The sequence below is a fragment of the Nocardiopsis oceanisediminis genome (genome assembly GCF_048595525.1).
In the GTDB taxonomy this organism is placed as follows: Bacteria; Actinomycetota; Actinomycetes; order Streptosporangiales; family Streptosporangiaceae; genus Nocardiopsis_A; species Nocardiopsis_A oceanisediminis.
On record NZ_JAFMZJ010000001.1, the window covers coordinates 3,545,595 to 3,568,642 of the forward strand.

Consider the following 23,048-nt stretch of genomic DNA (forward strand, 5'->3'; position numbering starts at 1 on the left):
GAACCGGGGCGCCGGCCGCAGGGGCCGCCCCCTCCCCGCACCGGGAGGGGGCGGCCGCCCGGCGGGCGCCCACCCGGGGGGCGGTGCCCGTCCCGCCCGGCCTCCTTCCGGAGGGGGCGGGAGCCGCTTCAGCGGGCGGCGCCCGAACCTCCCGCCCGGTCCGGGGCCGGCGGATCGATCCCGAGGACCGGCAGGCAGTCGCGGACCCCGGCGAGTTCGATGTCGCCGCGCCGCCGCTCGGCCCACCGCTCGCGGGTCAGCCTCCACCGCCTGATCTCCGCGGGCTCGCCGCGCCGGGTGTCCCAGGTGACGCCGTTCGGCGCGTACCCCAGGGCCTCGGAGACCCCGTTCGAGGCGTGGTTGTCGAAGAACGCGTCGCTGCCCGCCTCGCGGGCCCCGAGCCCGTCGAAGGCCAGGTGCAGCACCGCCTGCCGCATCTCCTTGCCCAGGCCGCCGCCCCGCACGTCCGGGTCGAGCCAGGAGAACGTGGAGACCGTTCCGTACAGGGCGAAGTCGGTGCCGGTCAGATCCTGCATGCCCACCGGCTCGCCGTCGGCGACCACGACGAAGTACAGGCGCCAGAGGTCCGCGCCGACCCGGCCCCGGCCGCGCCACACGCTCCGCAGCCAGCTCCACTCGCGCTCCGGGCCGTCCTCGTAGAGGGACATCGGGTCGTCGAAGGGCCACGGGGGCCCGGTGGCCACGCCCTTGCGGACCACCGGGAGCAGGCGCTCCAGGAGCTCGTCCGTCGCCCCCATCAGGGAGAGGCGGGGCGTGTGCACCCGCACGTTCAGCGGGGGGTAGGGGGACGGAGGCGGGGCGGTCGTCGGCATGGGCGCAACCCTAGGGGCGGCCGGTGCGGCGCGCATCACATTATTCGGCCGGAAGGGCGCCCCGGCCCCTCCCGCCCGGTCCGGCCGGGGTCAGGGGATGGCCTCGATCTCGCGGGACCAGCCCCAGGAGGGGATGAGGTCCCACACGATCGCCTGCCGGTAGCCGAGGGCGCTCATCCGCCCGGTGGCGCAGAGCTCCCCGACCGGGGAGACGATCCAGGTGTCCACGGCGGAGGCGTCCGCGCGCAGCCGGTAGACGAGGTGGTCGTCCTGCCGGTTGCGGAGGACCCCCCGGGGCGGGACCTCGTGCGGGGTGCGCGGGAGGACCGCTTTCTCTCCGCTCAGCGCGGTCACGGGAGTTCTCCCCGGTCGACGGCGGCCAGGTACCTCTCCGCCTCGTCCGCGGGGTAGCCGACCTCCTCGTGGAGGAGGCGGAGCGCGAAGGCGCGCGCGCCCCACCTGAGGACGAGTTCGCCTCCCCTGCGGATCTGGTAGCCGTACGGATCGTCGGAGGGGTGGTGGGAGATCACCACGCCGCCGGGGAGGGTCAGTGTGGTTCCGTACCGGCCGACCTTGATATCGGGTTCGGACATTACGCCCCCTCGATTGGGTTTCGGCACATACGGGCGAATTCGCCGTGCCCGCCGTTTCATGATTCGAGGATGGCGCTACAGTCACTGACCTGCCATAAGGGATACATCTTTGGTTCTTCTTGGAGACGCTGTAGCTGAAATGGGCCGCTTGGTTCATTCTGTATCCATGGGCGAAAAGGTTTTCGATACATGGGCGCGGTGGGGGCGTGAACTTGAGCGGCTGCGCTCCCTGGCAGGGAAGAACCAGGGAGAAGTCGGGGCGATGGTGGCCCGCTCTCGGCAGCAGATAGGAAAGCTCGAGAAAGCGACACGGACTCCATCGAGGGAGGATGCGCAGAAGCTGGACTCGGCTCTTGCTACAGGCGGGGTTCTCGAAGCCCTGTGGGTCGATATCACTCGAGTGGGCGCCGTCCCCGACGAATGGAAGGACTTCATCGCCCTGGAGCGCCAGGCGACGGAGATCCGTGAGTATCAGATGACTCTCATCCCCGGGCTGCTACAGACCTACGGGTACGCTTCGGCGCTGATGCGGCGCCCAGGCGCTCCCCGGCGCAGCGCGGAGCAGATAGAGCGGCTGGCGAAGAACCGTGTAGCGCGGCTGAGCGCTTTGGGGGACCCCCCTCCGGATCTGTGGTTCGCCCTGGACGAGGTGGTGGTGACCCGAATACTCGGGTCGCCCGAGATCATGAAGGATCAGCTCGATCACCTCATAAGGCTGACTGAGGAGGGGGTGATCCGGCTATCGTTGCTTCCGGCGAGTGCGATGATGCGCCCGGGGCTGGACGGAAGCTTCCGCGTGATGACCCTGCCGAATGCGCGGCATGTAGCACATGTGGATCACCTTTTCGGTGAGAGTCTCGCTCAGACGGTCGAGGAGGTGAACCGCTGCCTGAACACGTTCTTCGACCTGGTGGGCGAGGCGGACAGTCCTGGGCGGTCCGCGGAGCGGATCAAGGAGATCAGGAAGGGACTTCGATGAGAGGCGACCAGCGGCGCGGGTGGCACACGTCGAGCTACAGCGGTGCCAACACGAACACGTGTGTAGAGGTCAGCGAAGGGTTCAGGACCCTCATCCGCGACAGCGAGAACCGGCGGCTCGGCCATCTGGAGTTCCCCGCAGGCGAATGGGCCGCTCTGGTCGCCGACATCGACGGCCTCTGACCCGGCCGGCGGCGGTGCGCCGTCGGTCACCCGCAGGCCGGGCCGTGTCCACCCGGATCTTGGCCGAGCGCCACTGAACTGCGCCGCTTTGACCGGGTTTGCCGGAACCGGTGGCACGGTACGCCCATGCCCGGCGACCGTGCGTAACCCACCGGCCACTTCCCCGGGGCCAACGTTCACCGGGCGGTGGTTGGGACGTCCAGGCTTCCATGACGGGATGGAGCACGGTCCCGCCCGCCCCGCCGGGGCGGGCTCTCCGCTACTCCGAGGAGACCTTGCATGCCGGGCACCCCCCAGCCCCCCTCCCCCGCCCCGGGTTCCCCCTCAGCCTCCCCCTCCCCCTCCTGCTCCGCCTCCCCCGCCGCCGGGCCCGGCGCGTCGCGGCGCGGCGTGCTGGTGGGAGGCGCACTGGCACTGGGCGCCGCCGCACTGGGTACGCTCACCGCGACCGAGGCGCGCGCGGACACCGCCCCCCGAGGAGGACCCCCCATGTCCGACCCGTTCACCCTCGGAGTCGCCTCCGGCGACCCCTTCCCCGACAGCGTCATCCTGTGGACCCGGCTCGCCCCCGACCCGCTCGCCGAGGACGGCCGCGGCGGCATGCCGGACCGGACCGTCGACGTGCAGTGGCAGGTGGCCGAGGACGAGCGCTTCCGCGGCGTCGTCGCCTCCGGCTCGGTGCGGGCCCGCCCGGACCGCGCCCACTCGGTGCACGTCGAGGCCGGCGGGCTGCGCCCCGGCGCGCGGTACTTCTACCGCTTCCGCGCCGGCGGCGAGATCAGCCCGGTCGGCCGCACCGCGACCGCCCCGGCGCCCGGATCCCGCCTGGACTCCTTCGCCTTCGCGTTCGCCAGCTGCCAGAGCTACACCCACGGCCACTACACCGCCCAGGCGCACCTCGCCGAGGAGGACCTGGACCTGGTGGCCTTCCTCGGCGACTACATCTACGAGACCGGGGAGGCCGGGGAGATCGGCCGCCCGCACGTCCCCGCCCGGGAGACCGAATCGCTGGCCGACTACCGGATCCGGCACGCCCAGTACAAGACCGACGCGGGCCTGCAGGCGGCGCACGCCGCCTTCCCGTGGGCGGTGGTCTTCGACGACCACGAGGTGGAGAACAACTGGGCCGACGACACCTCCGCCGAGGACGACGTGCCCCCGGAGGAGTTCCTGCGCCGCCGCGCGCGGGCCTTCCAGGCCTACTACGAGCACATGCCGCTGCGCTCGGCCCAGCGCCCGGACCGCGCCGACATGCGGCTCTACCGCCGCCTCTCCTTCGGCGACCTGCTCGACGTGCACCTGCTCGACACCCGCCAGTACCGCAGCGTGCAGGTCAGCGACGACCGGCGCGACGACCCCTCGCGCACCCTGCTGGGGGCCGAGCAGAAGCGGTGGCTCTTCGGCGGGCTGGAGGGCTCCGCCGCCCGCTGGAACGTCCTGGCCCAGCAGGTCTTCTTCTCCCAGCGGGACTTCGCGGACGGGGCGCCGACGAATTTCAGCAACGACGCCTGGGACAACTACACGGTCGAGCGGGACGAGGTGCGCGACCGGCTGGCGGAGGCGCCCGGACCGGTGGTGATCACCGGCGACGTGCACGCCAACTACGTGTGCGACGTCAAGGCCGACTTCGGCGACCCGGACTCGGCCACCGTCGCCACCGAGCTGGTGGGGACCTCCTTCACCAGCGGCCGGGACGGCGCCGAGCAGAACCCCGGCGACGCGGTCCAGCTCCGGGAGAACCCGCACATCAAGTTCATCAACCGCCGGCGGGGCTACGTCCGCAACACGGTCACGCCCACCGAGTGGACCGCGGTCTACCGGACCCTGGACTACGTCTCCGAGCCGGGCTCCCCGATCCGCGACCGGGCCCGGTTCACCATCGACGCCGGCACCCCGGGGGTGCGGCCCCGGCCCTGACCGGCGGCCCGGCCGGCAGGGGGGGCGGGGCCGCCCCGCCTCCGCCGCCGGGCGGCGGACCGCCCGGGGAAGCCGGGGCCCATCCGACCGGGGCCGCTCCGCGGTGGCGGTGGAGTGGTCGAGCAGGCCGGGCGGCGGGTGCGCCGCGTCCAGGCCGGTGGCGGAGGCGTCCGGGGCGCGGGAGCGCTGCGCGGCCTCGGCGCTGCAGAGCAGGTCGAAGGCTCCGTCCGCCGGGGCGGCGTGCGGGCGGCCCCGGCGGCCCGCCCCCCGTCCGGGGCGGGCCGCCGGGGCGCGCTCCGCCGCCCGTCCGCCCGGTCACCCGGCGGGGGCCTCCTCCAGCTCCTTCCGGAAGGAGGTCCGGCAGGGGTCGCAGCAGAAGCCGTAGACCTCGCCGCCGTGCTCCAGGGTGAACTCGGCGGTGGCGAGGTCGATGGTCATCCCGCACATCGGGTCGTAGACCGCGCCGGGCCGAGGGCCGGGCTCGGTCTCGCCGCGCCGCCGGGCCTCGCGGAAGGACTGGCCGATCTTGAGGCCCAGGTCCTCGGAGCGCATCGGGCCGCCGAAGACGCCCACCGAGCCCTCGGGGACGCCGACGGCGTGCACCAGGGCGCGCGGCTCCCCGGCCACGCCCTCCGGGTCGCCGTCGATCTCGCCGATGATGCGCAGGAAGATCGGGATCAGGTGCTCGGCCATCTCCTTGCGCCAGCTTCCGGGGACCTGCAGCCGGACCACGTAGCGGGCCGGGTCCCCCTCGGTCCAGAGGGCGCCGCCGACCGTCCAGATCTCCTGCTCGTGCAGGACGGCCTGGTAGCAGGAGCGCATGGTGCGCTCGGCCTCGGGGTGCATGGGCTCGCCCATCAGCAGCTCGTCGACCGAGCCGAGCCGCTGCATCAGCAGGCGGCGGCGCTCGGGGTCGAGCGACCCCTTGGGGATGAAGACCTCGATGAAGAACACGGGAACCTCCTCGGTTCGGGCGTGGTCCGCGGATACATCGCAACTCCGAGTTGCGATAATGAGAATGTCGCATACCCCTACCCCGTAACGCAACAGGGAGTTGCATTGGAAGAGAGTCCGCACCGGCCGGTCGTCGGCCGGGGCCCCAAGGTGCGCGCCGCGGTGCTCGCCGCGACCATCGCCGAGCTGGCCGAGAAGGGCTACGCCGAACTGGCGGTGGAAGGCGTCGCGCGCCGGGCCGGAGTGCACAAGACCACCGTCTACCGGCGCTGGAAGGACCGGCAGGGGCTGGTCGTCGACGCCCTGTCCGAGCGCGTCGCCGACGAGGTGCCCATCCCCGACACCGGATCGGTCCAGGGCGACGTGGAGGTGCTCGCCCGCTCGCTGGCCGACACCCTCGGCGGGCCGACCGGGCGGGTCATCGCCGCGGTGCTGGGCACCGACGCGGCGCGGCTGCCGGAGGTCGCCGGGATAAGGCGCCGGGTCCTCGGCGACCGGCTGCGCCGGGCCGAGCCGGTCGTCCTGCGCGCGGTGGCCCGCGGCGAGCTGCCCGAGGGCACCGGCCCGCACGAGGTGGTCAAGGCCTTCGCCGCACCGCTCTACTTCCGGCTGCTGGTCAGCGGGGAGCCCGTCGACCGCGCGGCCGCCGACCGGGCGGCGCGGATCGCACTGGCCGCGGCGCGGGCGGGCGAGCTGCGCACCGGCTGACCGGGGGTGCGCCGCCCCGGCGCCGCGCCGCCCGGCCGACTAGAACCGGTTGCACGGCCGTGTTAGGTTCCCGACCATGCGAGTCGACGAGTACATGGAACACGATGCAGTCGGACTGGCGGGGCTGGTGCGGTCCGGTGCGGCGGCCCCGTCCGAGCTGCTGGAGGCGGCGATCGCGCGCGCCGAGCAGGTCGGCCCCGGGCTGAACGCGATCGTGCTGCCCATGTACGCCGAGGCCCGGGAGCGGGCCGCCGGCCCGCTCGGCGGCCCGCTGGCCGGCGTCCCCTTCCTGCTCAAGGACCTGTTCCAGGACTACGCGGGGGTGCCGACGTCGGCCGGCTGCCGGGCGCTGCGGCACGTGCCGGTACCGCGCCACGCCGAGGTGGTCCGGCGCTGGCTGGACGCGGGCCTGGTGCCGTTCGGCAAGACCAACGTGCCCGAGTTCGGTGCCAAGGGCGTCACCGAGTCCCGGGAGTTCGGCCCGGCCCGCAACCCGTGGAACCCCGGGCACACCCCCGGCGGCTCGTCGGGCGGGTCTGCGGCGGCCGTGGCGGCCGGGATCGCGCCGGCCGCCGGCGGCAACGACGGCGGCGGGTCGATCCGCATCCCGGCGGCCTGCTGCGGACTGTTCGGCCTCAAACCCGGGCGCGGCCGGGTGCCGTTCGGGCCGGGCATGGGCGAGCCGATGCACGGCGCGGCGGTCAACGGGGCGCTCACCCGCACGGTGCGCGACAGCGCCGCGCTGCTGGACGCGGTGGCCGGCCCGGAGCCGTCCTCGCCGTTCCCGATCGCCCCGCCGGACCGGCCCTACTCGGAGGAGGTCGGCCGGGACCCGGGCCGGCTGCGGATCGGGTTCACCGCCCGCTCGCCGCTGGGCACCCCGGTGCACCCGGAGGCGGTGGAGGCGGTGCGCGAGGCCGCCGCCCTGCTGGAGGTGCTCGGCCACGACGTCGAGGAAGCCGAGCCCGATATCGACGGCCGCGCCCTCACCGAGGACTTCACGACCCTGTGGTACGGCTCGATGGCCGCCCTGGTCGACGGGGTCCGGGAGCAGACCGGGTGCGGCGCGGAGGACTTCGAACCGGACACCCTGATGCTCGCCGCGATGGGCCGCACCCTCAGCGCGGCCGACTACGTCCGGGGCAACGAGCGCTGGCACCGGCACGTGCTGGCCCTGGCCGAGTTCCACGCCCGCCACGACCTGCTGCTCACCCCGACCATCGCCGGCCCGCCGGTGGCCGTCGGCCGCCTGGACCCGCCCCCGTGGCTGCGGGCCGCCGAGCGGCTGCTGGTCCGCACCCGCGCCGAGCGCCTGGTCGCCGCCACCGGCCTGGTCGGCACCGAGGTGGTCAACAACCTCACCGCCACCCCGTTCACCCTGACCGCCAACCTGACCGGCGTCCCCGCGATGTCGGTCCCGCTGCACTGGACCCCGGGCGACCTGCCGCTGGGCGTGCAGTTCATCGCGGCCCAGGGCGGCGAGGGGCTGCTCTTCCGCCTGGCCTCCCAGCTGGAAGAGGCCCGCCCCTGGTCCCACCGCCGCCCGGAGGGGGTGCCGGCCCCCGAGGCGCGGCACCCCGAACCGGCGCACCCGTGAGGCGGCGGTCCGGGCGCCGTCCCCGCCCGGGCCGCCGCGGGATCACTCGAAGAGGTGCACCAGCAGGGCGTTGCCCAGCAGGTAGCCGCCGAGGCCCTGGAGGGCCCAGGCGATGACCTTGCCGCCGTTCCGGGCCGACCAGGCGTCGAACCGCTCCAGGTAGGGGGAGATGAAGGAGTGGGCGAAGGTCCGGCCGAGGAACAGCACGACCGCGGGCGCCACCATGATCGCGCAGTAGAGCGCCAGCCCCGCGGCCGTCGCCGTCCAGCTCAGGCCCATGCCCGCCATGACTCCGATGGCGCCGAGGAACGGCAGCAGCGTCGCGACCTCCAGCAGCGCCGCCGCCACGGCCAGCGCCATCAGGGCGGCCGCTCCGCCGCCGCCGGTCATGGCCCGCTCCCGCCACCGGGCCAGGCGCCGGGGGCGGTCCGCCCGCCTGCGCTCCCGCCACTCCAGGACGGCGCCGCCGGCCAGCAGGGCGGCGCCGATGCCGGCCCGGAGCAGCAGGGAGGGCCCCGAGGAGGGGCCGCCCGCCGGGCCGGCGGCCCCGGAGAGCGCGGCCCCCGCGCCCAGGCTGATCAGCGCGCCGAGGAGGAAGTAGAAGACCGCGATCGTGGCCAGGTAGGCGGCGAACCGCAGCGGGCGGATCCGGCCCGGGGCGAGCATCAGCCAGACCGGGATGAACAGCGTGCCGACGCTCATGCTGTCCAGCAGCGCCAGGCCGGCGAGGATCGCGGCCAGCCCGGGGGTCACCGGTTCCCCCCGGTGCCGAACAGCCGGTCGATGTAGCCGGTCAGGGCGGCGCGGACGGCCTCGGCGCCGAACTCCCCGCCGGTGGCGAGGTGGTGCAGGGCGAGGCCGTCCACGAAGGCCGCCAGTGCGATCGCCTCGGCGCGCGGGTCCAGGTCGGCGGGGAGTTCGCCGCGCTCCCGGGCGCCGTCCAGCCCGTCGGCCACTCCGTCGATGACCTTGCGGGTGGCCTCCCGGTGGATCCGGGCCATCTCCGGGTCGGTGAGCGAGGCGGCGATGAACTCCAGCCACACCGCGAGCTCGGTGCGCCGCTCCTCGTCCAGCGGCAGGAGCGTCTCGGTCGCCTTCAGCATCAGGTCGCGGATCGGCGGCGCGAGCTCGATCTCCGCCATCCGGGCCGCGCTGCGCTCATAGACGTGCTCCACGCCGAAGCGGAGCAGGTCGGCCTTGGAGCGGAAGTAGCGCTGCACCAGGCCCACCGATACCCCGGCCTCCTCCGCGACGTCGACCAGCGTGGTCCGGGCGAGGCCCCGGCGGGCCACCGTGCGCAGCAGTGCCTCGGCCACCTGCCGCCTGCGTTCGTCATGGTCTGCGGTACGTGCCATGAAAAAATATTACCGCAATATTTTTATCGGTGCCGGTCCCGTACCGCCGGAGAGCGGCACCGGCCGGTTCCGGTCAGCCGGCCGGCGGGCGGTGGAACCCGTTGATCGAGACGTCGGCGCCCTGCGGATCGCGGAACGAGGCCGACTTCATCCCGCCCAGGTCCACCGGCGGGGAGGTGACCACCGCGCCCAGCCGGACCGCGCGCTCCAGCGCCCCCTCCGCGTCGGCGACGGTGAACTCGGCGTTCCACCGCGGGCGGCCGTCGGCGATGCCGCTGCCGTGCAGCGGCTGCAGCCGGCCCACCGCGTCCTCGAAGCCCTCGGGCGCCCCGGCCTGCCGCTCGCGGATGCCCGGGTCGACGTTGCGCTCCAGGAAGTCGCCGTACCCGGGGAGGCACCACATCAGCGCGGTCTCGCCGCCGAGGTCCGCCTTCCGCACCTTCCAGCCGAACACCGCGCCGTAGAACGCCTCCGCGGCACCGGCGGCGACCCCGACCAGGCCGCTGAAGTTCCACGACCCGGGGGCGTTCACCACCCGCGCCCCGTCCAGGCCGCGCGCCTCCCACAGGCCGAACACCACTCCGCCGGGGTCGGTGCAGAGCGCCACCCGGGCCGCCCCCTCCACCTCCCGGGGCGGGGTGCGCTCCTCTCCCCCGGCCTCCACCACCCGGCCCAGCGCCCGGTCCACGCTGCCGACCCGCACATAGGTGGTCCACCGCGCCGGATCCGCCGGGGCCGGATCGGGCATGCCGACCCCGGCGACCTCGCTCCCGCCCAGCCGGGCGGTGAACCGGTGCCCGGCCGGCCTCCCCGGGGTGAACTCCCACCCCAGCACCTCGCCGTAGAACGCGGCCGCCGCCTCGGGATCGGGCGAGGAGTGGTCCACCCAGCACGGCACACCGGCGGGGTAGCGGTCCTGCTCTGCCATGTCCGACATCCTTTCGCGGGTCCGTTCGCGCTCCGGGCCCGACGGTAGGGCGCAACGCGGCCGCTCCCGGTCCCCGATCACGCCGGCGGCCGGGGCGAGCGCTCCTCCCCCGCCTCCTGCGCGGCGGCCAGCTCGTCGGCGTGGGCCAGGGCCCAGTCGGCCAGCGCCTGCAGCGGGCCCTTCGCGAAGGTCTCGCCCAGGGCGGTCAGCGCGTAGTCGACGCGGGGCGGGGCCTCGCGGTAGCGGCGGCGTTCGAGCAGGCCGGCGGCGAGCAGCCGGTGCAGCGCCTCGGTGAGGGCCTTGTCGCTGACCCCGCCGATGGCGGCGCGCAGCTCCCGGCGGCGGAGCGGGCCCTGGGCCAGGGCGGCGAGCACCACCGGGTCCCAGGTGTGCACGAGCAGGTCGGCGGCGGCGCGCAGCCCGCAGTCGGCGATCAGGTCGTAGCAGTGCTTCCCGGACGAGCCGCTCTCCCGCGCCATGCCCCCATGGTCGCATCCGCGATGCGCACCGATCGGTGCGTGACGCCCCGCCTACCGTGGCCGCGACCGGGAGAACCCGGCGAGCGAGGAGGAACGCGATGCGGATCGGCGTATTGGGCACGGGGGCGATGGCGGAGGCGCTGGGCGCGGGCTGGGTCCGCGCCGGGCACGAGGTGGCGGTCGGCGGGAGGTCCGCGGAGAAGGCGCGGGCGCTCGCCGGGCGGCTGGGCGGCGGTGCGAGCGCCGCGCCCCCGGAGCGGGCGGCGGCCGGGCGGGACGCGGTGCTGCTCGCGGTGGCCTGGGACGGAGCCGCGGACATGCTGGCCGCCGCCGGCGCGGCGGGCGGAGCACTGGCCGGGGTCCCCCTGATCGACCCGAGCAACCCGGTCCCGCACGGCGGCGGCGTGCTCCGCATCGCGGACGGCTCGGCGGCCGAGCGGATCGCCGCCCTGGCCCCGGGGGCGCACGTGGTGAAGGCGTTCCACCTGTTCCCCGCGGCGCACTGGGCCGGGCCCGGGCCGGCCTCCGGAACGGTCGCGATGTGCGGCGACGACGCCGGTGCCCTGGAGACCGCCGGCCGGCTCGTCCGCGACCTGGGCGCGGCGCCCGCCGTCCTCGGCCCGCTCGGCCGCGCCCGGCAGCTGGAGGAGGCCGCGGGGTTCTGCATCGGCCTCGCCTTCGCCGGGTTCGACCCGTCCTCCGCCCTGCCCGGCGCCCACCGGGCGGCCTGACGCCGGGCGGCGCGAGGGGAAGGACGGGGGGGGAAGGCCCCTTCTCCCCCGGTCTTCCCCTCCCGGCGGCGGGCTCAGGGCCGGTCCGGGTCCTCGCCGGTCAGCGCGGTGCCCAGGGCGCTCCGGGCGTAGAAGACCCGGCGGCCGGAGCGCCAGGAATCCAGCAGGCCGGCGTCGCGCAGCGCGGTGAGGTGGCCGGAGACGCCCGCCGGGCTGAGGCCCAGCCGGGCCGCGAGGCCGGTGGTGGTCTCCGGCCGGGACAGCGCGGCCAGCAGCCGGGCCCGGGTGCGGCCGAGCACCGCGGCCACGGCCTCCGGCGGGCGCCCGGGCGGGGGCGACCAGAGGTCGCCGACACCGCGGGCCGGGTAGATGAGCGTCGGCTGCCAGGGCTCGTCGCCGACCACGATCAGCTCCGGCCAGACGAACGCGCTGGGCATCAGCAGCAGGCCGCGCCCGTCCAGCCGGAGCTCGCCGGGGGCGGCCGCGCTGTCCACCCGCAGGGTGCCCCGCTCCCAGGAGAGCCGGCCGTCCAGGGCGGGGAGCAGCCGCTCCAGGCCGTGCTCGGCCAGGGTCCGCGAGCGGTCGGCGATGTCGGCGTCGAGCAGGGCGCGCAGCCGGGGCCAGTGCGGCCGCACCAGGTGCTCCCAGCAGGCGGCGAGCAGGTCGGCCATGGCGTCCCGGGTCGCCGCGGCGTCGGCGAGCAGCGGCGCGGTGGCCGAGGCGGGCAGGCCCCGGCGCGGGTCCAGCAGGCAGGCCCGGAGCTCGGCTCCGACCTGCGCGGGCGGGGTGGCGCGCAACCGCTCCAGCTCCTCCTCGATGGAGGCGAGCGGCCCCAGCGGGGGCGGGGTGAGGAAGTCCGGGACGTAGCCGGGGCGCGGCAGGAGCAGCCGGAAGGGCGCCGGGTCCACCCCCTCCGGCAGCCGCGCGGCGCGCACCCACGGAAGGTGGAAGCCCTGCCGGTGCGGCTCGAAGAGGGTGTGCACCGCGGCGAAGGTCTCCCACAGCGGTGATACGGCGAACCTGCAGCGCATCAGGTCCTTGTTCCCGAAGACCACCCGTCCGCCCACCGCGCCGCCCCCTCTCCCGTGCGGGTCCCGCACCGCTCGATCATGCCGCACCGCCCGCTCGGGCCGGGCGGAGAGCGGTGCGTCGCCCGGTGGGCACCCGCCTCCCGGGGCGCGCGCCGGGAGCCGGGGCGCCCGAGCGGCCTGGACCGGATCCGCCGGCCGAGGGCCCCGGCTTCCGGTCCGAGCGGTGGAACGCCTCCGGCCGGGCGCACCGGGCGGCGGCCTCCTGAGATCCCCCGGGCCGGCCGGGGCGGCGTCCGACGGCCGCGCGGTACGTCCCTCCCGGGGGGCGAGCGGCGCGGGCAGCCGGCCTCGACGGCCGCGCGGTACGTCCCTCCCGGGGGGCGAGCGGCGCGGGCAGCCGGCCTCGACGGCCGCGCGGTCCCCGGCCGTGCGCCGCGAGCGGCCCGGCGTCCCGGGGCGGAGGCGGGCGGGCCCCTCCGAGCAGGCTCCGCCCGGACGATTCGGGTGTGGGCGAATCCGTTGAAGCCGGCGGCACGGGGCGGAAGCGTGGGGGCATGCCCGCCTCCGCGGCCGACGGCCGCTCCCCAGCCGTGCCCGAACCCCGCCAGGGGTACGCCGGCGTGCTCGCGGTGCCCGAGTTCCGGGTGCTGTTCGCCGCCGAGATCCTCTCCATCCTCGCCCAGGTCGCGGTGCAGGTCACCCTCTCGGTGCTGATCTTCGAGCGGACCGGCTCGCCGCTGCTGTCGGCGCTCGCCTTCGCGCTCGGCTTCCTGCCGCACCTGCTCGGCGCGTCGCTGCTCTCCGCGGCGGCCGACCGCTTCCCCGCGCGCCGGGTCATGACGGCCTCCCAGGGGGCGGTCGGCGCGGTCATGGCCTGCATGGCGCTGCCCGGGACGCCGATCCCGGCGATGCTGGCCCTGCTCGCGGTCAGCGGGGCCATCGCCCCGGTCTACTCCGGCAGCCGCTCGGCCGCGCTCGCCGACGTGCTGCCCGCCGGCCTGTTCCCGCTGGGCCGCTCCCTGCTCCGGATGGCCGCGCAGACCGCGCAGATCGCCGGGTTCTCCTTCGGCGGCACCCTGCTGCTGCTGGTCCGGCCGCCCACCGCGCTGCTGGTCGCCGCGGTGCTGATGGCCGCGTCGGCCGCGCTGATCGGCCTGGGCACCCCGGCCCGCCCCGCCCGGCGGGCCCCCGGGGCCGGCGGCCGGCTGCTCGGCGACTCGCTGGCCGGGGTCCGGGAGGCGTTCGCCGACCCCCGGCTGCGCGCGGCGCTGCTGCTCATCTGGATCCCGCCGGCGCTGGTGGTGTGGCCCGAGGCGCTGGCCGCGCCGCTCGCCGACCGGATGGGCGGCGGACCGATGCTCGTCGCGCTGCTGCTGACCGCGGCCCCGGTCGGCACCGTGGCCGGGGAGCTGCTGGCCGGGTCGCTGCTCAGCGCGGAGCGGCGGCGCCGCTGGATGGTTCCGGCGGCCCTGGCGGTGTTCGCGCCCTTCCCGCTCTTCCTGGCCGGCCCCGGCCCGGCGGTGGCGGTCGCCGCGCTGGCCCTGGGCGCGCTGGGCTTCGGCTACACCCTGGCCCTGGACGCCCTGCTGCTGGAGGCGACCCCGGAGGCGCTGCGCGGGCGGGTGTTCGCGCTCTCCTCGGCCGGATTGATGATCGCCCAAGGGCTGGGCTTCGCGGCCGCCGGGGCGTTCGCCGAGTTCGCCCCGCCCGGCGCCGCGGTGGCCACCGCCGGGGTCTGCGGAATCGCGGCGGTGCTCGGCCTCGGCCGCCGGTTCCTCCCCGGCCGCGCGGCGGGCGATGACTTCTCCGCCCGCCCGGGGTCCTAGAGGGGACGGAAGCGGGAAAAGGGGGCGGCACCGCCCCGGAGAGGAGCGGCGACCATGGCGGACACCGGGACCGACGAGGCCGAGATCCGCAGAGTGCTGGAGGAGCGCGCGGCGGCGATGCGCGCCAAGGACGTGGCGGCCACCCTCGCCCCGATGGCGCCCGACGCGGTGACCTACGAGCTGGCGCCGCCGCTGCGCTACACCGGCGAGGAGGCGCGCGACCCCGGCGGGCTGCGGGAGTGGTACGACTCCTTCACCGGCCCGGTCGGCGTGGAGAGCCGGGACCTGGAGGTGTTCGTCGGCGGCGACGTCGCCTTCTGCCACGGCCTGGTCCTGCTCACCGGGGAGCGGACCAGCGGGGAGAAGAACCACCTGTGGTTCCGGGAGACGGTGGGCCTGCGCAGGACCGCGGGCCGGTGGGAGATCGTGCACGCGCACGCCTCCGTGCCGCTGCAGATGGACGGCAGCGGGAAGGCCGCCCTGGACCTGGAGCCCTGAGCGCGCCGGCCCCGGCACCGCCCCGCCGTCCGGGGCGGCGCCGGGACCGCGGCGGCTCAGAGCAGGGCGACCCCGGCGGCCGCGCAGGCCAGCGCCGCGGCGCTGAGCACCGTGCGGACGCGGTTCCACCGGTTCCACGGCCCTTCGAAGCGGGCTCGGACCCGCGCCGGGTCGGCCGCCCGTCCGGCCGGCCCCGCGGCCTCCAGCGCGTTGTTCATCGGCACGTTGACCGCCGCGGTGATCAGGAAGTGCCCGGCCAGCAGCGCGAACGCCGCCCAGGCCGGCACCGCCGCGGCGCCGGAGCCGGTCGCCGCCACCGCCCAGAGCAGCGCCAGGAGCGGGGCGCCGCAGAACACCGCCAGGAACCTCCAGTTGAGGATCTTCCGGTTGATCCGCTGCATCACGTCGATGAACGCGGTGTCGGAGGCGCCGCCGAGCCCCGGCATGACGGCCGTGGTGAACGCGAAGAACAGGCCCGCGTTCAGTCCGGCCGCGATCAGGGCCGCCACGCCGGCGGCGGTGCGCAACAGGTCCGGCATGGGTCTCTCCTCCCGGCGGGCGGCCCCGGCCGGACCGCTGAACGGTCCTGATTCAACCGGATCCCGCTGAGACGGGCTATGGCTCGGCCGCTCACCCGCATACGCGAGCGTCTATGATCGGTTCCGTTCGGCGGCTTCGGGCCCCGGGGGAGGACGGTCCGGGATGGACGAACTGGCGGGCCTGCTCGACGGGCCGCGGGCGCGCGGCGCCTTCCTGCTCCGCACACTGCTCCGGCCGCCCTGGGCGATCCGGGTGGCCGACGAGGCCCCGCTGAGCCTGACCGCGGTACTGCGCGGTGAGGCGTACGTGCTCTGCGAGGGCGCCGAACCGGTCCGGATGGGCCCGGGGGACGTGGCGGTGGTGCGCTGGAGCGGCCCCTACACGGTCGCCGGCGCCCCCGGCACCCCCGTCCGGGTGGTGATCGACGCCGACCAGAAGTGCCACACCCTCTACGGCGAGCCGCTGTGGGAGTCGATGGCGCTGGGCGTGCGCACCTGGGGCGACGGCGAGGACGCGCCCACCGAGATGCTGGTCGGCACCTACCTGGTGGAGGGCGAGGTCAGCCGCCGGCTGACCGACGTCCTCCCGCAGGTGGCGCACGTGCCCGCCGGCTCCTGGGACAGCCCGCTGCTGCCGATGCTGGCGGAGGAGATCGGCCGCGACGAGCCCGGCCAGGAGGTCGTCCTGGACCGGGTGCTGGACCTGCTGCTCATCACCGCGCTGCGGTCCTGGTTCGCCGGGCAGCGCAGCGCCGCACCGGCCTGGTACCGGGCCCGCGCCGACCCGGTGGTCGGGCGGGCGGTGCGGCTGCTGCACGCCGACCCCGGGCGGGCCTGGACGGTGGCCGGGCTGGCCGGCGAGTGCGGGGTGTCCCGCGCGGCGCTGGCCCGCCGGTTCACCGCGCTGGTGGGCGAGGCGCCGATCGCCTACCTCACCGGGCTGCGCCTGGCCACCGCCGCCGACCTGCTGCGCGGCTCCGACGCCCCGCTGAGCTCCATCGCCCGCAAGGTCGGCTACTCCACGCCGTTCGCGCTCAGCTCGGCGTTCAAGCGCGCCTACGGGGTCAGCCCCACCGAGCACCGGGCCCGCGCAGCGGATCGATGACCGGCATCGCGCCGGCCCCCGGGGCCCAGGCCGCGCGGAAGTCCGCCAGGCGGGCGGCGTCGACCAGTTCGATCCGCCCGCCGATCGACCCGGCGCGGTGGTAGGCGAAGCGGCGCCCGAACGGGCAGCCGTCGAAGTCGGCCCCGACGCCGGCGCGGGACAGCCGGGCGGTGCCCGCCTCCAGGTCGGAGGTCCAGAACCCGAGGTGGTCGAAGCGCCCGGCCCCGCCGCACCCCCACGGGCTGCCTTCGGGCCCCTCGATCAGCTCGATGAACGGCGGGTCGCCGCGGGTGAAGGCGATGCGGAAGTCCCACTCCCCGATCCGGTCCGCGCGCGGCGGCGTCCACTCCACGCCCACCGCCCCGCTCAGCTCCGCCATGGCCGCCCCGATGTCGGGAACGGCGAAGCACACGTGATAGAAGCCGCCCATGACCCCGCCTCCTGAACACCGGCCGCCCTCGCGGCCGGGCACCGGCAGACCCTAGCCGGGCGGGCGGCCCCCGCACCAATAGGCGGGCCGATACCCGGTATGGGGGCGGGGCCGTGCGGCCCCGCCGCCGTTCCGCCGGGCGCGGCCCCGGGGCGGCCGCCCCTGACCGGCTCGGCGGTGCGGGCGCCCACCGGGAGCAGGGAGCGGCCGGTCAGCGCGGTTCGAGGAGGCAGAACTCGTTCCCCTCGGGGTCGCGCAGCACCACGCAGGCGGCGTCGTCCGGCTGCCCCACGTCGGCGCGGGCGGCTCCCCGGGCGAGGAGCCCGTCCACGGCCGCCGCCCGGTCCTCCGCGTACAGGTCGAGGTGGAGGCGGTTCTTGGCCGGCTTCGCGCCGTCCGCGCGGGTGAAGAAGAGGGACGGCGAGCGCCCGTCCGGCGGCCGCACCTCGACGCCGGCCGGGACGGGTTCCATCAGCTCCCAGCCGAGGGTCTGCGCCCACCACCGGGCGAGGGGCGGCGGGTCGTGCGCGTCGACGGTCAGGGCCTCCCAGGCGATTTCCATGGCGACCGATCGTACACGGGCGCATCCGCCCCGGAGCCGGCCTCGGGCGCCCCGGCCCCCCGGGGCCGGCGTGCGCGCACACCGGCCCCGCCCGCCACCGGGCGGGCACCGGTCACAGCGCCTCCAGGATCGGCCCGGCCCGCTCCTCCAGGTCGGCGGCGAGCATTTCGGAGTAGGTGGCGGTCAGGTGGTGGGCGTCCCGGTAGACCAGGACGTTGCCGACCACGGCCGGGCAGGTGTCGTCGGTGCACAGCCGGTCGTTGAGGTCGACCACCTCGGCGCCGGTCTCCGGCCGGTCCGCGGCGATCAGCTGCGGGTCCTCCTCACCGAGGGCGTCGTCGCGCTCCTTGGCGCAGCTGTCCGGGTCCGCCGGGTGCAGCTCGACGCACTCGGGGACCCGGGGCCGGGCCACCGGGGTGTCGGCGATCGCGACCACCTGGGCGCCGGCCTCCTCCAGCTCGGTCCACTGCTCGGCCATGCCCTCGGCGATCAGGCGCTTGCCCTCCTCGGTGTCGCCCGCGACGGCGCTGATCGCGCGGCTGCGCGCGCTGGTGAACACCAGGTCCGGCCGGACGTCGCCGGTGAGCCGGTCGACGACGTCGGCGTTCCAGTCCCCGCACTCGGTGTAGCGGCGGTCGTCGCCGCTGTCCCGGGTGACGGGGGCGCCGGTGAACGGGCAGGAGGACTTGGTGAAGGTGTACACCCGCCAGTTCCGCTCCCCCGCCACGGCGCGCACCGCCGGCACCCAGTGGGCGGCGTGCGAGTCGCCGACGACGGCCACCGTCACCTCGGCGTCCTCGGGGCCGTACACGCACGGGTCGGCGGTGCGGTCGCTCGGCATGGCCTGGCACTCGTCGCCGTAGACGCTGGGCAGGTCGTCCAGGGCGTCGATCGGGGCCGGGTAGACGGCCTGCCCGGTGTCGCCCTCGGGCCGCTCCTCCTCGATGGCGGCCGGGCCGACGTGCACGTCCGGGTCGAAGGCCACGTCGCGGCGCTGCTCCACCTGCTGGTACTGGATCCAGCTCGTCCCGGACACCAGCAGGGCCCCGCAGAGCGCGAACACGAGCGCGGCGCGGCCGGTGCGCAGCGCCCCGCCGGTCCGCACCGGGTCCTCCACCAGGAGCTTGGTGACCCAGGCCAGCAGCACCGAGCCGGCGCCGATCAGCACGCCGCCGAACGCGCCGAACACCTCGGTGCCGGGCAGGAAGGGCCAGAACACGATGAGCGGCCAGTGCCACAGGTAGATCGCGTACGACAGGTCGCCGACGAACCGCGCCGGGGCGGCGCTGAGCAGCCGGTAGGTCGACCAGCGGCCCTCGGTGCGGCCGGCGGTGATCACGGCGGCGGTGCCCAGCACCGGCAGGGCGGCGGCCCAGCCGGGGAACGCCACCGCGTCGTCGTAGGTGAACGCGGCGGCCGCGATGGCCAGCAGCCCGGCCCAGCCCAGGCCGGCGCGGACCGCGGCGGGCAGGGTGCGGTGCGCCGACACCATCGCCAGCACGCCGCCCGCGGCCAGCTCCCACATCCTGGTCTGCGGCAGGAAGTAGGCCGGGGCGGGGTCGGACAGGGTGAGCCAGACCGAGCAGGCGAAGGAGGCGGCGATCACCGCTCCGCCGCCGAGCAGCAGTATCCGGGCCCGGCGCAGCCGCGCCGGCAGGGCGGTCCAGCCGATGAACAGCAGCGGCCAGAACAGGTAGAACTGCTCCTCCACGGCGAGCGACCAGAAGTGCTGGACCGGGCTCTCCGCGGCGCCGGCCGCCAGGTAGTCCACCGATTCGTGGGCCAGCAGCAGGTTCTGCACGTACAGCGCCGAGGCGGCGAGCTGCTTGGCGGTGTCCAGCAGCTGGGCCGAGGGCAGCAGCGCCATGGCGGCGGCGCCGGTGGCCAGCAGGACGACGGTGGCCGCGGGCAGGATGCGCCGGACCCGCCGGATGTAGAAGCCGGACAGGGAGACCCGGCCCTGCTCGCGGGCCTCGCGCAGCAGCAGCGTGGTGATGAGGAATCCGGAGATCACGAAGAAGACGTCGACGCCGATGTAGCCGCCGGGCAGCAGCTCCTTGTCGACGTGGTAGACGACGACCAGCGCCACCGCGAGCGCGCGGAGGCCCTGGACCTCCGGGAAGAAGCGGCGCGGCGGCGCGGGGCGGGCTGCCGGGGGTGCGGGCGCGGGCTGCGATTGGGTCGGCACGGGGTTCCTTGCCTGCGTCTCGGGGCCGTCTCGGTGGGACTCGGGGCGCGCCGCATGCCCGCTGCGCGGGCGGGGCCGCCGCGGCGCGCTTCCTGGGAGTTCTCCCAGGAATGGGGATTCTCTCAGGAAAACGCGACCGTGGGTAGTCGATTAGTCGCCTGGAAGCACAGGTAGGACGAAAATTCTCGCCGGAGTGACCTGAGTGTCGCCTCGCGGACACATGCCCGCGGGCGCCCGCAGGGGCTAGGGCGAGCAGGGGCGGAGCGCCGCTCCGCGCGCCGGGCGCGGCCGCGGGGCGGCCCCGGCGCCCCTCCCCTTGCGGGCGCTCTCGGCGCCGTGATCCGGATGTCCGTTACCGGGCCTCGGGGGCCGTCCCGATCACCTGCGGCGCCCCGCCGGGGCAGGCCTCTTCCGGTGCTCCGCCCGCCGGGCCGCCCCGCCCCCGGGCCGAAAGGGAACCCCGGCCCTGAACCCGGGAAGCGGCGTCCCGGCGTGTCGCCCGCGCCGGCCGGTCCCGGGTTCCGGCGGCCGCCGGAACCCCTCGGCCCGGGGCGGGGGCTCCCCCGGTGCGGCTCAGTGCTCCATGCGGTGGTCGCCGTCGACGATGGTCAGCGCCTGCATGGCGGCCGAGGCCAGCTGGATCAGCGCGGCCCGGTCGTTCCAGGTGCAGCGGATGCGGACCGGGCCGGCGTGGATGACGGCCGTGTTGCCCCCGGTGTCGGTGACCGTCGTCCGGCCCTTCAGGTCCCCGGCGGAGAGGGTCCTGTCGTATGGCTCCATCGGCTGTTTCCCACGCTCGTCCGGGCTCTCGGTCGGGGCAACGGTACCCGCCGCACCCCGGCCCCGCCGGGCAATCGGGAAATATGCCGCTTCCGGCCGGTCCCGGACGCCCGTTCCGGAGCGCGGCTTTCCCCGGAGGCGGTGCTCCACCGGGCCACCGGGGGCCGGCAGGGGGATCCCGCAGGCGCGGAACCAAGGCGGCCGTCCCGGGGAGGGCCGAGCAGGCGGCCGCCCGCAGGAAGAGGGGGCGCGGGGGCGGGTCGGCCGGTCTCCTCCGGCGCCGGGCTCTGCAAAGGCCGCAGCAGCGCGGAGCGCCCGATCGACACGCTGAAGGCGCGGCGCGCCATCGCGGCCCGCTACGACACGCCCCCCGAGAGCCGTCTGGCCGGCCCCCGCCTGCGCGGAGCGGTGATCTGGATGCGCGGCCTCCGATGACCACCGCTCCGAACGGGCGCTAGAAGGCCCAGCCCTCCTTCTCCCAGGCCGCCTCCCAGAAGTGGAACTCGTAGGTGGTGGCGGTGGTGAAGGCCTCGCGCATCCGGGCGACGGTGGCGGCGTCGGAGCGCTCGGCGATGCCGTCGGTGATGGCGCACAGCCGCCGGGTGGAGGCGGCGAACTCCTCGTCGGCGTAGGTGGAGATCCACTCGCCGTAGGGGTGCCCGGACAGGTCGCCGGCCTTCTCCATCAGCCGGGCGCCGACGTCGGTGTAGACCCAGAAGCAGGGCAGCACCCCGGCGGCCAGCTCGCCGTACCCCTGGGTCTGGGCCAGGCCCAGCAGGTAGGAGACGTAGGCGGTGCAGGTCGGCGAGGGGCGCAGGCCGGCCACCTCGCCGACGAAGCCCTCGTGCATGGAGCTCTCCACCGCGATCGCGTCGTGCGCCGACTTGGCGAAGAAGGCGATCTCGTCGGAGCGGTCGGCCCGAGCCGCCGCCGACGCCAGGGCCCGGGCGTAGCCGCGCAGGTAGAGGGCGTCCTGGGCCATGTAGTAGTCGAACCGGTCCCGGGACAGGGACCCGTCGGCCAGGCCGCGGACGAACGGCAGGTCGTCGATGGCCGCGCGCACGCCGGCCGTCTCGTTCCACACCTCGGCACAGAAATCGCTCAAGATGGGCGTTCCCTTCGCTAGTTCGAGCTAGATCAGGTTCGACGGGTGTGATCTCAGCTCCGGCCGATGCCGACATCGGACCGGTGCACCCCGCGCCGTGCCGACGACCATACCGGGGGCCGGGACGGCGTTCCGCCCCGGGGTGCGGCGTTTGCCCGTTCCGGTGCGGGGCGGAAGGATCGCGCCATGCCCTCCTTCACCGCTCCCGACGGGACCCCGCTCGCCTACCGCGCCGAAGGCGAGGGGGAACCGCTGATCTGCCTGCCCGGCGGCCCGATGCGCGCCGGCGCCTACCTCGGCGGCCTCGGCGGGCTGGCGCGGCGGCGCCGGCTCATCGTGCCCGACCCGCGCGGCACCGGGGACTCCGGCGGCGGCGCCGACCCGGCGGCCCGCCGCTGCGACCGGCAGACCGGAGACGTCGAGGCGCTCCGCGCCCACCTCGGCCTGGACCGCGTCGACCTGCTGGCCCACTCCGCCGCGGGCGACCTGGCGGTCCTGTACGCGGCCCGGCACCCCGAGCGGGTGCGCTCACTGGTCCTGGTCACCGCCCGGGGCCGCGCCCTGGGCATCGACTTCACCGAGGAGCACCGGTGGGAGGCGGCCGCCCGCGCCGCCGTCGCCGGACTGGACGCCCCGGTCCTGGCCGTCGCGGGCGGACTGGACGGCGGCCCGCTCCCCCGGGTCGCCGCGGAGATCGCCGGGCTGTTCCCGCGCGGCGAGACGGCGGTGCTGCCCGGCGCCGGCCACTACCCGTGGCTGGACGCTCCGGAGGACTTCGCCCGCACCGTCGGGGATTTCCTGGACCGCTCCGCGCCGGTCGGCGCGGGCGCCCCGGGCGCCGGCGGGGCCGGGGCGGACCTGCCGCCGGGGCTGGCGGAGGCCGCGGCCGAAGGGCTCCCCCGCGCCGACGTCGACTTCGAGATGTACGAGGCGTTCGAGGACCCGGAGGAGACCGCCTGGTGGTTCCGGCTGTGGACCGGCAACCCCGACGCCGACGGGCGGGAGTACCGGTTCTTCGGGATGAACGGGGCGGGCGGCTACGCCGGGCTGTGGCTGGTCCGGGAGGGGCGGCCGCTGCCGGAGCAGCCCGTCGTCTTCCTCGGCTCGGAGGGCGAGCTGCTGGTGCTCGCCTGCGACCTGGGGTCCTTCCTCTGGCTGCTGGCCCAGGGGGTCGGCCCCGCCGAGGCGATGGGCTGGGGCCCCGCCGGGGACCCCTGCCCGCGCACCGCCGAGATCGCCGAGCGGTACGCCCCCGGCGGGCGGCGCCCCCCGGAGGAGATCCTGCGCCGCGCCCGGGAGGAGTTCCCGCACTTCGAGGAGGCCGTCCGCGCCCTGTGCCGCTGACCGCGCACGCCGCGGCGCCCCCGCGGCCCCGGGGGCGGGGCGGGGGCGCCGTTCCGCGCCGGTCCGGCGGTCAGCCGCTCTTGCCCGCGTAGGCGTGGTGGCTGCCGGCGCCGTAGGCCTGGGCCTGCTCGGCCCAGGCCGCCATCAGCGCCTCCTCCTGCCGGTCGCGGACGCACTTGGCCAGGTTGAAGGTGGAGGTGATGACGAACAGCACGCCCATCCCGATGAAGGCGCGCATCCAGGGGTCGATCGGCAGCAGGGCGACACCGCCGCACAGGCCCGCGCTGGCGACGCCGAAGGCGATGAGGGACTGGAGGTAGAAGGCGGGGGTGACCTTGGTGTTCAGGGGTGCGGAGCTCATGGCTCCATGGTGGCCGGGGCCGG

Annotated in this window: 26 protein-coding genes and 1 riboswitch; of the genes, 10 read left to right on the plus strand and 16 right to left on the minus strand. The window is 75.9% G+C overall.

Annotated features, from left to right (window positions below):
- Positions 1-128: 128 nt before the first annotated feature.
- From J0910_RS15715 to J0910_RS15725, 3 genes are all read right to left on the minus strand, one after another.
- Complete coding sequence (locus J0910_RS15715; protein WP_420159260.1) at positions 129-833, minus strand: GNAT family N-acetyltransferase; 705 nt, start codon at positions 831-833, stop codon at positions 129-131.
- A 90-nt stretch (positions 834-923) separates the two neighbouring features.
- The gene (locus J0910_RS15720) at positions 924-1,187 is read right to left on the minus strand and encodes a hypothetical protein (RefSeq protein ID WP_420159261.1); all 264 of its coding nucleotides are present in this window, start codon (positions 1,185-1,187) and stop codon (positions 924-926) included.
- On the minus strand, positions 1,184-1,426 hold the full coding sequence (locus J0910_RS15725; protein WP_420159262.1) for a hypothetical protein: 243 nt from the start codon (positions 1,424-1,426) through the stop codon (positions 1,184-1,186). Before J0910_RS15725 ends, J0910_RS15720 begins: the two co-directional genes overlap by 4 nt.
- Positions 1,427-1,592: 166 nt before the next feature.
- Here J0910_RS15725 and J0910_RS15730 point away from each other — a divergent pair, with 166 nt between their 5' ends.
- From J0910_RS15730 to J0910_RS15740, 3 genes are all read left to right on the plus strand, one after another.
- A complete protein-coding gene (locus J0910_RS15730; RefSeq protein ID WP_420159263.1) occupies positions 1,593-2,405 on the plus strand; it encodes a Scr1 family TA system antitoxin-like transcriptional regulator in 813 nt (270 codons plus the stop codon).
- Positions 2,402-2,587, plus strand: a complete 186-nt coding sequence (locus J0910_RS15735; protein WP_420159264.1) for a DUF397 domain-containing protein — start codon at positions 2,402-2,404, stop codon at positions 2,585-2,587. The genes J0910_RS15730 and J0910_RS15735 overlap by 4 nt, the downstream gene beginning before the upstream one ends.
- Before the next feature lie 279 nt (positions 2,588-2,866).
- Positions 2,867-4,504, plus strand: a complete 1,638-nt coding sequence (locus tag J0910_RS15740; RefSeq protein WP_420159265.1) for an alkaline phosphatase D family protein — start codon at positions 2,867-2,869, stop codon at positions 4,502-4,504.
- Positions 4,505-4,819: 315 nt separating this feature from the next.
- Here the strand turns inward: J0910_RS15740 and J0910_RS15745 are convergent, their stop codons facing one another.
- Positions 4,820-5,458, minus strand: a complete 639-nt coding sequence (locus J0910_RS15745; RefSeq protein WP_420159266.1) for a YHS domain protein — start codon at positions 5,456-5,458, stop codon at positions 4,820-4,822.
- A 105-nt stretch (positions 5,459-5,563) separates the two neighbouring features.
- Between J0910_RS15745 and J0910_RS15750 the strand changes: the two genes are divergently transcribed.
- Both J0910_RS15750 and J0910_RS15755 read left to right on the plus strand, forming a co-directional pair.
- Entirely contained in the window at positions 5,564-6,166 is a 603-nt protein-coding gene (locus J0910_RS15750; RefSeq protein ID WP_420159267.1) for a TetR/AcrR family transcriptional regulator, read from the plus strand.
- Between the two features lie 76 nt (positions 6,167-6,242).
- Entirely contained in the window at positions 6,243-7,763 is a 1,521-nt protein-coding gene (locus J0910_RS15755) for an amidase (RefSeq protein WP_420159268.1), read from the plus strand.
- A gap of 42 nt (positions 7,764-7,805) precedes the next feature.
- Here J0910_RS15755 and J0910_RS15760 read toward each other — a convergent pair whose 3' ends face one another.
- The 4 genes from J0910_RS15760 to J0910_RS15775 form a co-directional block, all read right to left on the minus strand.
- Positions 7,806-8,516, minus strand: a complete 711-nt coding sequence (locus tag J0910_RS15760; RefSeq protein WP_420159269.1) for a GAP family protein — start codon at positions 8,514-8,516, stop codon at positions 7,806-7,808.
- Positions 8,513-9,118 (minus strand): TetR/AcrR family transcriptional regulator, encoded by a 606-nt coding sequence (locus tag J0910_RS15765; protein ID WP_420159270.1) that lies wholly within the window; start codon positions 9,116-9,118, stop codon positions 8,513-8,515. Before J0910_RS15765 ends, J0910_RS15760 begins: the two co-directional genes overlap by 4 nt.
- Before the next feature lie 73 nt (positions 9,119-9,191).
- A complete protein-coding gene (locus J0910_RS15770; RefSeq protein WP_420159271.1) occupies positions 9,192-10,046 on the minus strand; it encodes a VOC family protein in 855 nt (284 codons plus the stop codon).
- Between the two features lie 77 nt (positions 10,047-10,123).
- Positions 10,124-10,525 (minus strand): winged helix-turn-helix transcriptional regulator, encoded by a 402-nt coding sequence (locus tag J0910_RS15775; RefSeq protein WP_420159272.1) that lies wholly within the window; start codon positions 10,523-10,525, stop codon positions 10,124-10,126.
- Between the two features lie 98 nt (positions 10,526-10,623).
- On the opposite strand from J0910_RS15775, the gene J0910_RS15780 reads away from it, so the two are divergent.
- Positions 10,624-11,256 carry an NADPH-dependent F420 reductase gene (locus J0910_RS15780; protein WP_420159273.1) on the plus strand — a complete coding sequence of 211 codons (633 nt, stop codon included), beginning with the start codon at positions 10,624-10,626 and terminating at the stop codon, positions 11,254-11,256.
- Positions 11,257-11,330: 74 nt separating this feature from the next.
- On the opposite strand, the gene J0910_RS15785 is transcribed toward J0910_RS15780, so the two are convergent.
- On the minus strand, positions 11,331-12,356 hold the full coding sequence (locus J0910_RS15785) for an ArsR/SmtB family transcription factor (RefSeq protein ID WP_420159274.1): 1,026 nt from the start codon (positions 12,354-12,356) through the stop codon (positions 11,331-11,333).
- Between the two features lie 485 nt (positions 12,357-12,841).
- Between J0910_RS15785 and J0910_RS15790 the strand changes: the two genes are divergently transcribed.
- Both J0910_RS15790 and J0910_RS15795 read left to right on the plus strand, forming a co-directional pair.
- Positions 12,842-14,113 (plus strand): MFS transporter, encoded by a 1,272-nt coding sequence (locus tag J0910_RS15790; RefSeq protein WP_420159275.1) that lies wholly within the window; start codon positions 12,842-12,844, stop codon positions 14,111-14,113.
- Between the two features lie 54 nt (positions 14,114-14,167).
- Complete coding sequence (locus tag J0910_RS15795; protein WP_420159276.1) at positions 14,168-14,611, plus strand: YybH family protein; 444 nt, start codon at positions 14,168-14,170, stop codon at positions 14,609-14,611.
- A 56-nt stretch (positions 14,612-14,667) separates the two neighbouring features.
- Here the strand turns inward: J0910_RS15795 and J0910_RS15800 are convergent, their stop codons facing one another.
- Positions 14,668-15,150: an anthrone oxygenase family protein gene (locus J0910_RS15800; RefSeq protein WP_420159277.1), complete on the minus strand. Its 483-nt coding sequence runs from the start codon at positions 15,148-15,150 to the stop codon at positions 14,668-14,670.
- A 163-nt stretch (positions 15,151-15,313) separates the two neighbouring features.
- On the opposite strand from J0910_RS15800, the gene J0910_RS15805 reads away from it, so the two are divergent.
- Entirely contained in the window at positions 15,314-16,255 is a 942-nt protein-coding gene (locus tag J0910_RS15805; protein WP_420159278.1) for an AraC family transcriptional regulator, read from the plus strand.
- On the opposite strand, the gene J0910_RS15810 is transcribed toward J0910_RS15805, so the two are convergent.
- The 5 genes from J0910_RS15810 to J0910_RS15830 all read right to left on the minus strand — a co-directional run bounded on the left by J0910_RS15810 (position 16,215) and on the right by J0910_RS15830 (position 21,299).
- Positions 16,215-16,685 (minus strand): VOC family protein, encoded by a 471-nt coding sequence (locus J0910_RS15810; protein WP_420159279.1) that lies wholly within the window; start codon positions 16,683-16,685, stop codon positions 16,215-16,217. The genes J0910_RS15805 and J0910_RS15810 overlap by 41 nt on opposite strands.
- Before the next feature lie 211 nt (positions 16,686-16,896).
- A complete protein-coding gene (locus J0910_RS15815) occupies positions 16,897-17,247 on the minus strand; it encodes a VOC family protein (RefSeq protein WP_420159280.1) in 351 nt (116 codons plus the stop codon).
- A 112-nt stretch (positions 17,248-17,359) separates the two neighbouring features.
- On the minus strand, positions 17,360-19,435 hold the full coding sequence (locus J0910_RS15820) for an acyltransferase family protein (RefSeq protein WP_420159281.1): 2,076 nt from the start codon (positions 19,433-19,435) through the stop codon (positions 17,360-17,362).
- A 573-nt stretch (positions 19,436-20,008) separates the two neighbouring features.
- Positions 20,009-20,215 carry a hypothetical protein gene (locus J0910_RS15825; protein ID WP_017591649.1) on the minus strand — a complete coding sequence of 69 codons (207 nt, stop codon included), beginning with the start codon at positions 20,213-20,215 and terminating at the stop codon, positions 20,009-20,011.
- Between the two features lie 454 nt (positions 20,216-20,669).
- Positions 20,670-21,299, minus strand: coding sequence for a TenA family protein (locus J0910_RS15830; RefSeq protein WP_420162004.1), 630 nt, complete (start codon positions 21,297-21,299; stop codon positions 20,670-20,672).
- 12 nt (positions 21,300-21,311) lie between these two features.
- Positions 21,312-21,423: riboswitch (TPP riboswitch) on the minus strand.
- An 83-nt stretch (positions 21,424-21,506) separates the two neighbouring features.
- Here J0910_RS15830 and J0910_RS15835 point away from each other — a divergent pair.
- Positions 21,507-22,664 (plus strand): alpha/beta fold hydrolase, encoded by a 1,158-nt coding sequence (locus J0910_RS15835; protein ID WP_420159282.1) that lies wholly within the window; start codon positions 21,507-21,509, stop codon positions 22,662-22,664.
- A gap of 70 nt (positions 22,665-22,734) precedes the next feature.
- Here the strand turns inward: J0910_RS15835 and J0910_RS15840 are convergent, their stop codons facing one another.
- The gene (locus tag J0910_RS15840) at positions 22,735-23,025 is read right to left on the minus strand and encodes a YiaA/YiaB family inner membrane protein (protein ID WP_420159283.1); all 291 of its coding nucleotides are present in this window, start codon (positions 23,023-23,025) and stop codon (positions 22,735-22,737) included.
- Between the last annotated feature and the right edge of the window lie 23 nt (positions 23,026-23,048).